We start from the raw sequence: 11309 nt of genomic DNA on the forward strand, positions 1-11309 counted from the left end.
CGTTGATGATCTTTGCATCTCCCATCAAAGGGCGATGCGCTTCTTGTCCCGGTCGAAGAGATGCAGGTGCTGTCTTTCAACCCAGAAATGGGTGCGCTGGCCCGCCGCCGTGCGCGGGTTCTCGGTGGCGATGGCGATGAAGCGGCTGCCATCGACGTCTAGTTCGACGATCCAGCTTCCGCCGGTCGGAACTATATCGACGACGGTTCCTTGTCCCGCCGCGCAGCCGGTGGCCTCTTGCGCCGACAGCGTCCCCAACCGCGTGGCTTCCGGACGGATGCCGGCCGAACCGACGGCGGCGCCGTCTATGCCGAGGTGGGCGAGAACCTGATCGAGGAAACGGTGCAACGGACCGGACCCGCCCCGGTCCCGCTCGATGATGTTGATCGGCAGGCTGCCGACGAATTCCGCGACGAAGCGGTTGGCCGGGCGCTCGTAGATGTCGTCCGGCGTGCCAACCTGCTGCAGCGCGCCCTCGCTCATCACTGCGATCGTCGTGGCGAGTGTCATTGCCTCCCATTGGTCGTGGGTGACGAAGACGATGGTCGAACCGGCCTCGGCGTGAATACGCTTCAGTTCCGCTCGCATTTCGAGCCTCAGCTTGGCGTCAAGATTGGAGAGCGGCTCATCCAGCAAGATGACGGAAGGGCTGAGCGCCAGCATACGGGCCAGTGCCACGCGTTGCTGCTGGCCGCCGGAAAGCTGCGCGGGATAGCGATCGGCGTATCTTTCAATACCCAGTTTCGTCATAACCTGGTTTACGATGGCGTCGCGCTCGGCGGCAGGCGTCTTGCGCAAGGTCAATCCGAAGGAAACGTTCTCGCGGATCGTCATGTGCGGCCAGAGCGCATAGTTCTGGAATACCAGACCCATATTGCGCTTCTCCGGCACGGTGAAGATGCCGTCTGCGACGGAGACGATCGCCTTGCCATCGACCAGGATGCGACCATCGGTCGGGTGTTCGAGGCCGGCGATCATGCGCAGTGTCGTCGTTTTGCCGCAGCCGGAGGGGCCGAGCAGGCAGAGGAATTCCGACGCGCCGATTTCCATGCTGAGGTTGCTGATGGCAGCGGGGCCGTTGCCGCCATAACTCTTGCGGATGTTTTCCAAGGTGATGCTGGACATTATTGGGTTCCCATGCCGTCTGAAAGATTGCTCTTGCCGATCATCTTGACGAGCATCGTGCCGGCAAAGGCGACGATGCAGAGCATCACCACCACGGCGTTGGCCGCCTGGCTGTAGCCGTAATCGACAAGGCGGATTGCGTAGGTGGTCAAAAGGTCCGTGCCCGGAACGGCAAGGACGACGACGAGGCTGAGACCTTTGATGCCGGAGATGAACGGCAGCAGGATCGCCGAAACCAGCGCGCCACGCTGAATCGGCAGGACGATGGAGCGCATGCGGCGGAACCAGCCGGCGCCGACCACTTGAGCTGCTTCCTCCGGATCCCGCCCCAACTGCATCATCGAGGAAATACCGGCGCGCGAGGCAAACGGCATCTGGTCCGCAAGGATGGCAAGCACCAGGATGATCGGCGTACCATAGAGCGCCGGCAGCGGCGGCCGGGCGACGGCGAACATGGAGAGGTAAGCCGCGGCAAAGGCGATGCCGGGCACCAGGTAGGGCAGGAAGGTGATCTGCCGCAACGCCACCGAGACGAAACGGACCGGCGAGCGGACCACGCTGTAGCCGACTAGCAGACCCAGCATGCCGGCCCCCAAGGCTGCAAGTCCCACCATCCAGACAGTGTTCCACAGCGCTATCCAGAATTCCCCGGTCAGAAGGATGCCCTGACGTAGCGCGGTTGTTCCGAGGTCGGAGCCGATCCAGTAGTCGAGGGTGAAGTTGTCGAGGCTGAACGAGCCTGGCACCCGCATCAGGGTGGTCATGGTCAAGGCGAAAAGCGGTATTCCGGCGCTTATAAGGAAAATCGCCAAGGACCAGACGAACGCCAGCATGCGCCATCTGCCGAGTGACGTCTCGCGGACCATGGCGCCCTTCGCCCCGATCGTCACGAAGCGCTTGGCATCTTTAAGCAGTCGCATGTCGATCACGATTGATAGGGTGCCGAGGAGCACGATGACGCCGGCAATCACAGCAGAGGCGCCCGCCTGGCTGGTCGAGATGGCGCGGAACAGCGAGGTGGCGAGCACGTCGAAGCCGACCGGCACGCCGAGTACATAGGCAACACCGAAATCGCCGAGGCATTTGGCAAAGATCAGCGTTGCGGCCGAAACCAGCGACGGCATCATTAGGGGCAAGATGATGCGGCGAGCGACGACGACCGGGCCGGCGCCGAGGCTCCGGGCAGAATCCTCGAGCTGTGTATCAAACTGTTTCAACGCATTACCGAAAAGCAGGATGACGAAAGGGGCGTAGTGCAGAGCCAGGATGAGAGAGATCGGCAGCGCCCCATAAGCCAGCCAGTCAGGCGGGGAGAAGCCGAAGGTCTCCATCCACCCGGGCTGGCCGCCGGTGGTGCGGTTCTTGAATAAGGTTAGCCAAGCAAGGGCGAAGGTCCAGGATGGCAGCATGTAGGGAACGAGTAGGGCGGTCGCAAACCACTTTTTGCCGATCAAATCAGTACGGCTCAAAAGCCAGCCGATAGGTGCTCCGACGAAAAAAGCGATGATTATGGCGCCGGCGGAAATGATCGCCGTATGGGCAAGAGGCCACCAGAAGAGATCACGCGAAATCGGTGATATCAGGACGCGGTACAGATAATAATAGGTCAGCTCGCCTATCTGTTGCCGCGTGCGGGCAAGATCGGCGAAGTGCACTGTAACCGCATCCATCAGCAGCAGCAAAATGGGGGCGAGGATTAGATAGCTAAACACGGCTAGCAGCACCAGTGCCAGCAACAGCGTCGGCTCAGCGCAGTTGACGCGAGCTAGATAGGCAAGCCTTTTGAAGGCGGAAGTTTGCTGAGGACGCATGGGGCCCCCCGGCAAAGTGCTTTGCAACGTCATGGGATCACTACTCGGTTAAACAGCGTATTTGGTCTTCAGTCGGGCAGGACGCCGACTGCGTCAGTCACGGCCCGCACCGTTCGCCAAACCTCGTCGTATCGGACGGGAACGAACTGTTCGTCGCCGTTGAACGCCACAGTCATGTCTGGTGGAAATACAAAGGAAAAGAAGCATCCTTTCAACTGATCCACCAATTTAGGATCGAGGTCGTGAGCGTAAGCAAAGGCCGCAGTCGGGAAAAGAGGGCTTTCATAAAGGATGCGGATAGACGTACGCTCGATTGCGCCGCGCTCAACCAGACGTTCAAGAACGTCCGACGCGACCGCCGCCATGTCGTAGTCTCCAGACAGCACTCCCATAACTGACTTGTCATGCGCGCCGGACATAATTGGTCGGTAGTCCGTTTCCGGCCTGAGGCCTGTTGTTGGAAAGAGTGCACGAGGGGCCAAGTTGCCCGAGTTGGAGGCGACAGAGACGTGGGCAATTCGCTTGCCCTTCAGATCTGCCATTGTGAAGAAAGGAGAATCCGAACGCACGATGGCGACGAGACGATAGCCGCGAATTGCGCCACCTTGTCCCTTCGCAGCAAAGGGAACGGCACCAGCCTCATTGACTGCTTTAACGGTGGGACCTGTGGAAAAGCCAGCGAAATGAAGCCGACCGGTCTTCATGGCTGCGATCTCCGCCGAAGCCGACTGCACGGGATAGTAGACGATTTGGCGCTTAAGGCAGGCCGAGAGATGTTTCGTAAACGGGCGAAACAGTTGAGCGTAGACGGCGGGGTCTTCGATGGGGGCGAAAGCCCATACCAAGCTATCAGGATCGCGGAGCTTTGACTTGTCGGTCGGCGGGTCGGCGACGAGGTCACCATTGGCATCGCAGTATGCCGCATCTAAAGTTCCGCTATGTTCGCACAGCCCTGCTTGTGTCACGGCACTGCCGGCCCACAATGAAGTGGCCAGCGCTGCGCACACAACGATAATGTTGTGTTTCATTTCTCCTCCCAAAGAAATTTACCGTCTCGCGTTCGGCAACGTCCTGTAGGATGAATAGTATTCCGAATTTACTGTCAGAGTCCTGTCACCTCATGCGTGTCTTGATTATAGAAGATTCCATTGACATTGCCGAGGCAATTGAATCGAAACTCGTGCGGGCTGGACACCATGTGACCTTGGCGCATGACGGTATTTTAGGCGAAGAACTGGCGATATATGGCGAGTTCGATGTGGTGGTCCTTGATATCAACCTTCCCGGCCGAAGCGGATTCGACGTCATGATGCACATGCGGGACCGTAACTCGCTGACGCCCGTCCTTGTCATTACGGCCAGAAACCAACTAGACGACAAGATCAGCCTGCTGGATCTTGGTGCCGACGACTATGTCGTCAAGCCGTTCGCACTCGGCGAGCTCGAGGCGCGACTGAGAGCGGTCACGCGCCGACACCAAGGGATTGCCAAGTCGCTCATCCGTATTGGTTTGCTGGAAGTTGATCTGACCTCAAGAGCAGCAAGGGCGGATGGCAGGCCACTTGATCTCGGGCGGCGAGAGTTTGAGGTGCTCGAAACGCTCGCTTCTCATACGGGCAATACCGTTAGCAAAGATCGTCTTTACCTAAAATTATTTGGCCATGAGGACATTGGAACGCCCAATGCTGTCGAACTCTTGGTATCACGTGTACGCAAGAAGCTGGAACCCGTGGATGTTGAGATCGTCACGCATCGTGGGGTAGGATACATGCTTCGCGCCAAGATCGAAGCGGTTACCTGATGGTTCGAGGCTCGATTGAAAGGCGGTTGCTTATCACCACCGCCTGTCTTTTCTTGGTAATCGGAAGCGTGCTAGCGCTGACAGTTGGCGCCTACGCAAGGCGCGCTGCCGACGAAGCTTTTGATCGAGTTCTGACAGCCTCAGCCCTGTCGATTGCCGACACGGTCGGGATTGAGGAAGGCTCCGTTACGGTGGACATTCCGTATTCCGCTTTCGCCATACTCGGTACGTCTCGTCTCAATCGAGTGTTTTATAGGATCACGGCACCAGATGGCAGTCTCGTGACCGGATCGCCGATCCTGGCACTGGACATAGAGATCGCACATGATGAGCATTTGCATCTTCATGACTCGATGTATCGTGGAGATCCAGTACGCATAGCCTCCGTCCAGCGCTATCGGGCCGATACAGCGACGGGATCGGGTGGGTGGGTCGGTATTATGGTGGCGGAAACACGCGAAGCGCGCCAAGAGCTAGCCAGGCAGTTGACCTTCAACGGAATTCTTCCGGCCGTTGCGATCGCGCTTGTGTCCGGCGGACTCATCCTTGTTTCGGTGCGATCCGCCTTCTTGCCGCTTCGCGTGATCGAGAGCAATTTGCGCGCTCGCCGCCCATCGGATCTGGGCCGCATCGACCAGGAGGTCCCGGTTGAGATATCTGCACTTGTTTCGGCGCTAAATGAATTCATGGATCGCCTAGGAGCGGTGCTAGATGGAATCAAGCGTGTCACCGCAGACGCTGCGCATCAGCTTCGCACGCCACTTGCTGCTATCCAGGCGCAGGCTGAGGTTGGCCTTGACGAGGCGCAAGATCCACAAATGCGGCATCGCCTCTCGCGAATCCATCACAATGCGCGCGAAGCGGGACTACTTGCGACCATGTTGCTTTCCGATGCAACGACAATGCATCGACTTGAAACGCAAGAACGAGAGATTGTTAATTTTGGCCATACCGTCGCCGACGCCCTGCAGATGCTCCGTGCGGAGAGTTCTTATGCCAATCTGCTCCACTCACTTATCCTCGAAATCCAAGAGGACCCTGTTCTAGTCGTTGCGGAAGCTGTTGTCCTGCGCGAAATGGTGCGGAACGTCATCGAGAACGCATTTATCCACGCGCCAGGGCCAACGTTTGTAAAGCTTGCCGTTTCCGAGAAAGGTGCGGTCTTGCTGGTAATGGATCGGGGGCCGGGCATACCGGATGATTCTAAGCACAAGGTCTTTCAGCGCTTCGCGCGCGCGGGTTCACGACATCCGGGAACAGGTCTTGGTCTCGCTATTGCAAAAGATATCACCGTGGCCTTTGGCGGCGTAATTTCTGTAGCCGACCGCGACGGTGGAGGCCTTGTCGTTGAGGTGATCCTTCCGGTTGCAGCTGAGGAAGTGAGCATATGATGTCCCGTACACTGGCGCTGCGAACTGCCTTACCCATCTTATTTTTGACGTGCTTTTTAGCTTCGTCGGCCCTTGGGCAGGCCCTGACTGCCCGGATCGCTGGCACCGTCGCCGAAGCGCGAATAGCACCTTTGATGACGGCGCTTGCCGCCCGTTTACCCGGCGCGGATTTGTCTTACGTGCGACTTCCGTCCGCGCAGATTGCCACAGAAGCGAAACGCTTAAATGCGCCGTTCGACATAGCCATCTTTTCGTCTCCAGACATCGCGGTCTCGGTGGCTAACGAAGGTTATGTTGCCTCTGACGGAACGGCCGCCGCCCTCGCTGACTCGCAGTGGCGCCATGAGGTATTTAGTTATTGGTCGGATCCTGCCGTTATGGTCCTTCGCCAGAATGCATTTCCTGATCGGATGCCCCGAACTCGCATAGAGCTTGTACGCACCCTAGAACAAAATAGCGGCAGGTTCTCGCGCCGTGTTGGCATCGTCAACATTGGCATAGATGATGTGAGCTATTTGCTTGCTTCGCAGGACTTAATACGCACGTCTCTTTATTGGAGACTAATGCAGGCGTTCGGCGCTGCCCAAGCTAGGATTTATGATACGCCAGAAGATCTTATGGGGGCATTTCGGAGCGGCGAGGTCGATGTCCTCTACAATGTCCCGCTTTCCGTCCTTTCGTCTGGCGAAGCTATGCCAGATGGCGTGCAGGTAGTGGTGCCGCAGGACTACGTGCTAGGCGTTCCGTGGACCGTGTTGATGCCGAAGGGAGCAGCGAACCTCAACGGTGCGCGCACCGTCCTTCATGCGCTCTATTCGCCAGAAATCATGCCGGGACTGTCCGCGGCGGGATTCAGATATCCCGCCGACATCATACGCCTCGATGGTCTCCAAAGGATCGAACTCGGACCCGAGCTCATGGTGTATCGCGACACGATTAAGCGCAGCAAATTCCTCGACCTATGGTTCCAGATGCTCGTGAACTAGCCTAACCTATCAATGAAGTGGCAGACGCAAACTAATCCGTGCACGGTGCAGACGGTCAAGTTCGGTTCCTATCAAGTCCATAAGCCGCGGCTTTGGATAACTACGTCCTATGGTGCAGCCCCGACGGTCTCTGGCTCGCATCCGATCACGGCGTAGTCTTCGTCCAGCGGATGACCACTTACTTTGCAGTGGATGTCGCAGATTTACGCCGCGGCTTGAAATCGACGAGCAAGGATTTCAGCTCCACTTCTCGAACTCGCCGAGCAGCTTCGTCGGGAGAAACCCATTCCAGCGCGCGCTGACCACGCTCCTTGTAGTCAGATGCAGCTTCCTCCACCTCGATTTCGTAAACTTCAACCACGCACGGCGCAACGTCGCCGTTGGCGAGCCATTTCAAGTATGTGTAACTACCAATCGGCTTTTTCTTGACCCGGCCACGTACGCCCGCTTCCTGCCATGCCTCAATCTCCGCGGCCTCATGGGGTTTCTTTTTTTCATAGGCCAGCCCTTAGGAATGACCCAGCGACCGCTGTCGCGCGAGGTGATGACGAGTATCTCTATGCCTTCGCGGTCAGACGCGTGCCGATAGCAGAGTGCTGCATATTGCTGCCTGAACTTGCCATTGAACAGCTTGTCCGGCATCTGGGCTAACTGCTGCAGCAGAGTTTGCGGCTTGAAAGGTGATTGCTTGGACGCGTTCTTGACAGACTTCATTCCCCTAGATGCCGACTTTTCGCGATAGTTTCCAGCGCGATGTCCACTTTTATGACGGCCTGGTGACGGCGGCCTTTAGTCGCCCGCGCTGGCAATGATTGTCTAACTTGACGTATCTGGATCTGTGGCTGCGATGAGGGGAGTGGTAACGCTGCAAAATGTGACGAGGTCTTGGACGCCGTGCTGATATTGGGGTCGAACTTGGCTTTGCAAAGGGTCACCTTCCGCCTCGCGCGCGTTTCATTGCTGATCAGCGCGCAACGCGCCGCAGCTCGGTCGGCGGCGGCTCGCTCATTGCCTGCTCGTCGATTTCGGAAGAGGAGCAGGGGTAGCAAGGCTGCGGTGCCCTTGACGGCGCAAGTCGTTCTGCTCGATCACACTGCAATCGCGCGAATAGGAGGCAGTCCCGCATGCCATATTACCTCGTCACCCAGACGTCGCTCATGGAAGGCGCGGATGAAGTCGAAGCAGCTCGGAAAGTTCTCACGAAGTTGAAGTCAGATGGCGCCGTAGGATTCACCGTGAAATACGATGAAGAAAATATTCGGCAGGTGACGGTCGCCAACGTCCCGGCCTCGGAAGTCACGCAACCGGCTGCCCGGGAGCCCCGACCATCCCGAGAGCAGATACAGGAAGACAACAAGCTTGAGGCCTCAGCTGTAAATGAAGCCCATACAGGTGTCTCCAAGCCGAGGCGACTGTCAGCCAAGAGTGTTACTCTTGGACTGAGCCTGTTCGCAGCCGGCGTAGCAGCGGGGATGGTCATTATGGCTCTAGTCGATCGCACTCATGGATGAGCCACCGAGATCTCCAAGAGGACATTGGACTAGAGCTGCCTTTCGCTGGCAACATGATCGCAGAGCTTCTTGAGTACGATTCCGACGTGAAGCCAACTAGACCATACACCTTAGCGGATAACGACCAGCTCTCGACCGGGTCGTTGGTTCGAATTGGTTCAAGGCGATACAACAGCTAATCGGAGGCTCGGAACATCAAATTGTGCGGCTGCTCTTCAAGTACATTGGTCGAAAGTTCGTCGACCGACGAACACTCGAGATGACCGAGCATTAAACGAAATTCGCGCTGCAGCAATTCCAGCGTCGCTGCGGGATCCGACTTGCCAGTACCGAAGTTCGAGGGCGAGACCTCGTAACGAAGCGAGAACCGGTCTTCCATCATTCGTTCCCGCCATTGCCGGATCGGCGAATAGGTGGCGCATATGTAGGCATAGCCCGCCGCCTTGGCGCGCTCGATGATCTCGAGCACGCCTTCCTCATCACCGACGAAAGGCCTTTAGAAGACCGAAGCACCGCGAAGGTGCTCGGCTTCGCGATCCAGCACCATACGAATGGCATGTTGACGGACTTCAGGTGAAAACTTGTTAGTTGTCTTGCTCATGATCGCTCGACTTTCTCAGAAGTTGGAGCCTCCGGCGAACCCGGCGCGGTTTAGAAGTCAGGCAAGGGTCGTAGCGTTCTCTGCACGCCACATCTTCAACGTACAATCCGGTCGGAGAGGATGATGGAGGAAAGCGTGCGCTCCACGCCAGGCAGTTCCCCAATAAGGTCAATCAGCCGGTCCAGATGGGCGATGGACGGCGAGGCGATAACGGCAATCAGATCGTAGAGCCCATTCACCGAATGCAGTGATCGAACTTCCTGTATCGCTTCAAGTTCTACAGTAACGGCAGCAAGTGCTTTTGGGGCAATGGTGATCAGCACATGGGCGCGGATCAGCCCTGAAAGATACTCGTCTGAAAGCCGCACGCTATAGCCTGCAATGACGCCTTCTCTTTCCAGCCTGTCCAAACGGGCTTGCACGGTGGTGCGCGATAGCCCCAGCCGCCTTGCCAGTGTTGCCACAGCCATTCGGGCATTTTCAGCGAGCAGGCCAAGAAGCTCGCGATCTTTCGCAGTCACTTGCATTCCGTACAGATCCTCCAGTCGATTTGCACAAATTGATACCGTATTTCGTTGATTTTGCCGCTATGAATCGGAGGTGCCTCATAAGAGTGTCTGTCTGACAGCGAATTCGGAGGCATGGGTTTCAAATGAAGCAGATTGTTATTGTCGGCGCGGGAAAAATTGGCGGTGCGGTTGCTCGCATGTTGGCAGCCACGAAGGATTATCAAGTCACATTAACCGATGCGAATGATGCTCAACTCGTAGGCTTCAATTCACTTGGCGGGATCACAACGTCCCTCGTTGATATCAAAGATCACACCAGTCTCGTATCTCTTCTCACGGGCAAATTTGCAGTTTTGTCTGCTGCACCTTTCCATTTAACCGGTCTCGTGGCAAAAGCTGCAGTTGACGCAGGTACTCACTATCTCGATCTGACGGAAGACGTGACAACCACCCGCAGGGTAGAAAGCCTCGCTGAGCAAGCAAAGTCAGCACTGATTCCTCAATGTGGTCTTGCACCCGGCTTCATCTCTATCGTCGCGGCCGATCTTGCAGGCCGGTTTGATACGCTCGACAGCGTGCGCATGCGTGTAGGCGCATTGCCGCAGTATCCCTCAAACGCTCTAAACTACAATCTCACCTGGAGCACGGACGGACTGATCAACGAGTACATCGAGCCCTGCGAGGCTGTAGTTGAGGGGCGCTTAATCTCGGTTCCAGCAATGGAGGAGCGGGAGGAGTTTTCGCTCGACGGAGTGACCTACGAAGCGTTTAATACCTCTGGTGGTCTTGGGACCTTGGCAAAGACCCTAGAGGGCAAGGTGCGTACAATGAACTATCGCACCATCCGCTACCCGGGCCATCAGGCGATCGTGAAGGCTCTTCTCAACGATTTCAATTTGCGCAACCGCCGTGACGTGCTGAAGGACCTTTTCGAGAACGCTCTACCAGCGACCAATCAGGATGTCGTCGTGATCTTCGTTACCGTTTGCGGCTGGAGGGACGGGCGATATCTTCAGGAGACCTATGCCAACAAAATCTATGCTGGGACGGTGGCAGGCCACAGGATGAGCGCCATCCAGATCACCACCGCTGCAGGTATTTCAGCGGTGCTCGATTTGCTGGCTGAAGGTCAGCTGCCGGCGTCTGGGTTTGTCCGGCAGGAAGAGATCAGACTTGGCGCCTTCCTGTCAAATCGTTTTGGACAAATGTACGCGCATAGATCTTCGAGCATTGAAAGTAGCAAAGGCTTTGAAACCCTTCCGGAGCTGAAGGACGCTGCCGTTTTAGGACTTGCGCGGCACGCCAGTCTGCCGGAGATCGGGCGGGTCCTTCCGTAGCCCCACAACCCAAGGCTATCCGCTTGTGCGCCCCCACAGCTTTGTGATTTACGAGGTATTCAAGTCCGCAGGGCCGCTTGATGAGCACCGCAGGACCGCGCACTACTTGGAATGCGTACTGCCTCTATTGATCCCAACATCACGGGCCAGCGCACAAAACCTTTCACAATGTGGAGATGGCGGATCCTCTGACTGCCTGATCCATTCATCTGCCGAAGCCTTGCATATCCGATGGCA

The 11309-nt window shown here is 57.1% G+C and carries 10 protein-coding genes and 1 pseudogene; 5 read left to right on the top strand and 6 right to left on the bottom strand.

Translation table 11 applies throughout. The features are described from left to right. Positions 1-24: 24 nt before the first annotated feature. The 3 genes from IFT59_RS21140 to phnD all read right to left on the bottom strand — a co-directional run bounded on the left by IFT59_RS21140 (position 25) and on the right by phnD (position 3964). Complete coding sequence (locus tag IFT59_RS21140; protein ID WP_113166041.1) at positions 25-1125, bottom strand: ABC transporter ATP-binding protein; 1101 nt, start codon at positions 1123-1125, stop codon at positions 25-27. Continuing rightward, on the bottom strand, positions 1125-2936 hold the full coding sequence (locus IFT59_RS21145) for an ABC transporter permease (protein ID WP_249407684.1): 1812 nt from the start codon (positions 2934-2936) through the stop codon (positions 1125-1127). The genes IFT59_RS21140 and IFT59_RS21145 overlap by 1 nt, the downstream gene beginning before the upstream one ends. Positions 2937-3004: 68 nt before the next feature. Further along, positions 3005-3964, bottom strand: a complete 960-nt coding sequence (gene phnD, locus IFT59_RS21150; RefSeq protein ID WP_113166043.1) for a phosphate/phosphite/phosphonate ABC transporter substrate-binding protein — start codon at positions 3962-3964, stop codon at positions 3005-3007. A 92-nt stretch (positions 3965-4056) separates the two neighbouring features. On the opposite strand from phnD, the gene IFT59_RS21155 reads away from it, so the two are divergent. From IFT59_RS21155 to IFT59_RS21165, 3 genes are read left to right on the top strand one after another with little or no spacing between them, the layout of a single operon-like run. Beyond that, positions 4057-4737, top strand: coding sequence for a response regulator transcription factor (locus IFT59_RS21155; RefSeq protein ID WP_113166044.1), 681 nt, complete (start codon positions 4057-4059; stop codon positions 4735-4737). A 26-nt stretch (positions 4738-4763) separates the two neighbouring features. Further along, positions 4764-6128, top strand: coding sequence for a sensor histidine kinase (locus IFT59_RS21160; protein ID WP_249407685.1), 1365 nt, complete (start codon positions 4764-4766; stop codon positions 6126-6128). After that, positions 6125-7114 (top strand): ABC transporter substrate-binding protein, encoded by a 990-nt coding sequence (locus IFT59_RS21165; protein ID WP_113165945.1) that lies wholly within the window; start codon positions 6125-6127, stop codon positions 7112-7114. The genes IFT59_RS21160 and IFT59_RS21165 overlap by 4 nt, the downstream gene beginning before the upstream one ends. Before the next feature lie 178 nt (positions 7115-7292). Here the strand turns inward: IFT59_RS21165 and IFT59_RS21170 are convergent. After that, positions 7293-7828: pseudogene (locus IFT59_RS21170) on the bottom strand (NUDIX hydrolase). A gap of 410 nt (positions 7829-8238) precedes the next feature. Here IFT59_RS21170 and IFT59_RS21175 point away from each other — a divergent pair. Beyond that, positions 8239-8625 carry a hypothetical protein gene (locus IFT59_RS21175; RefSeq protein WP_113165944.1) on the top strand — a complete coding sequence of 129 codons (387 nt, stop codon included), beginning with the start codon at positions 8239-8241 and terminating at the stop codon, positions 8623-8625. A gap of 175 nt (positions 8626-8800) precedes the next feature. Here the strand turns inward: IFT59_RS21175 and IFT59_RS21180 are convergent, their stop codons facing one another. Together IFT59_RS21180 and IFT59_RS21185 are read right to left on the bottom strand one after the other, a co-directional pair. Next, the gene (locus IFT59_RS21180) at positions 8801-9094 is read right to left on the bottom strand and encodes a hypothetical protein (protein ID WP_113165942.1); all 294 of its coding nucleotides are present in this window, start codon (positions 9092-9094) and stop codon (positions 8801-8803) included. A gap of 227 nt (positions 9095-9321) precedes the next feature. Next, the gene (locus IFT59_RS21185) at positions 9322-9753 is read right to left on the bottom strand and encodes an Lrp/AsnC family transcriptional regulator (RefSeq protein ID WP_113165941.1); all 432 of its coding nucleotides are present in this window, start codon (positions 9751-9753) and stop codon (positions 9322-9324) included. Between the two features lie 125 nt (positions 9754-9878). On the opposite strand from IFT59_RS21185, the gene IFT59_RS21190 reads away from it, so the two are divergent. Further along, positions 9879-11072: a saccharopine dehydrogenase family protein gene (locus IFT59_RS21190; RefSeq protein WP_113165940.1), complete on the top strand. Its 1194-nt coding sequence runs from the start codon at positions 9879-9881 to the stop codon at positions 11070-11072. Positions 11073-11309: the final 237 nt, after the last annotated feature.

It is taken from the genome of Rhizobium sp. CFBP 8752 (genome assembly GCF_014842035.1).
In the GTDB taxonomy this organism is placed as follows: domain Bacteria; phylum Pseudomonadota; class Alphaproteobacteria; order Rhizobiales; family Rhizobiaceae; genus Neorhizobium; species Neorhizobium soli.

Excerpts from the sequence above, each read along its gene's own strand:
- IFT59_RS21190 (WP_113165940.1), top strand. The coding sequence starts at position 9,879 with ATGAAGCAGATTGTTATTGTCGGCGCGGGAAAAATTGGCGGTGCGGTT.
- IFT59_RS21140 (WP_113166041.1), bottom strand. The coding sequence starts at position 1,125 with ATGTCCAGCATCACCTTGGAAAACATCCGCAAGAGTTATGGCGGCAAC.
- IFT59_RS21185 (WP_113165941.1), bottom strand. The coding sequence starts at position 9,753 with ATGCAAGTGACTGCGAAAGATCGCGAGCTTCTTGGCCTGCTCGCTGAA.
- IFT59_RS21145 (WP_249407684.1), bottom strand. The coding sequence starts at position 2,936 with ATGCGTCCTCAGCAAACTTCCGCCTTCAAAAGGCTTGCCTATCTAGCT.
- IFT59_RS21165 (WP_113165945.1), top strand. The coding sequence starts at position 6,125 with ATGATGTCCCGTACACTGGCGCTGCGAACTGCCTTACCCATCTTATTT.
- phnD (WP_113166043.1), bottom strand. The coding sequence starts at position 3,964 with ATGAAACACAACATTATCGTTGTGTGCGCAGCGCTGGCCACTTCATTG.
- IFT59_RS21175 (WP_113165944.1), top strand. The coding sequence starts at position 8,239 with ATGCCATATTACCTCGTCACCCAGACGTCGCTCATGGAAGGCGCGGAT.
- IFT59_RS21155 (WP_113166044.1), top strand. The coding sequence starts at position 4,057 with ATGCGTGTCTTGATTATAGAAGATTCCATTGACATTGCCGAGGCAATT.